Raw genomic sequence first — 1,077 nt, forward strand, 5'->3', positions numbered from 1 at the left:
TGGGCCGACGACGACAAACAGTTCCCCGGCGCCCGCATCATCTTCGTCGACACCGAAGCCTCCAACTGGACCTTCGACCCCGTCCGCAAGCAGTACTTCTGGCACCGCTTCTTCTCCCACCAACCGGACCTCAACTACGAGAACCCGGCCGTCCAGGAGGAGATCATCTCAGCCCTGCGGTTCTGGCTGGACCTCGGCATCGACGGCTTCCGCCTCGACGCGGTGCCCTACCTGTACCAGCAGGAAGGCACCAACTGCGAGAACCTCCCCGCCACCCACCACTTCCTCAAAAGGGTGCGGAAAGAGATCGACGCGCACTACCCCGACACCGTCCTGCTGGCCGAGGCCAACCAATGGCCCGAAGACGTCGTCGACTACTTCGGCGACTTCCCCAGCGGCGGCGACGAATGCCACATGGCGTTCCACTTCCCGGTCATGCCGAGGATCTTCATGGCGGTGCGGCGGGAATCGCGCTACCCCGTCTCCGAAATCCTCGCCAAGACCCCCGCGATCCCCTCCAGCTGCCAGTGGGGCATCTTCCTGCGCAACCACGACGAGCTCACCCTCGAAATGGTCACCGACGAAGAACGCGACTACATGTACGCGGAATACGCCAAGGACCCGCGGATGCGCGCCAACATCGGCATCCGCCGCCGCCTCGCCCCCCTCCTGGACAACGACCGCAACCAGATCGAACTCTTCACCGCCCTGCTGCTGTCCCTGCCCGGCTCACCGATCCTCTACTACGGCGACGAGATCGGCATGGGCGACAACATCTGGCTCGGCGACCGCGACGCCGTCCGCACCCCCATGCAGTGGACACCCGACCGCAACGCCGGATTCTCCTCCTGCGACCCCGGACGGCTCTCCCTGCCGACGATCATGGATCCGGTCTACGGCTACCAGGTCACCAACGTCGAGGCGTCGATGTCGTCACCCTCCTCGCTGCTGCACTGGACCCGCCGCATGATCGAGATCCGCAAACAGAACCCCGCGTTCGGACTCGGCACCTACACCGAACTGCCGTCCTCCAACCCCGCCGTGCTCGCCTACCTCCGCGAGGCACCCTCCATCGAG

General features: G+C 65.2%; 1 protein-coding gene. It reads left to right on the top strand.

Annotated features, from left to right (window positions below; genetic code table 11):
• On the top strand, nt 1–1,077 hold a 1,077-nt coding region (locus ACZ6BB_RS42185), incomplete at both ends, for an alpha-amylase family glycosyl hydrolase (RefSeq protein ID WP_471620377.1).

This window comes from Streptomyces sp. NPDC041108 (genome assembly GCF_055592645.1).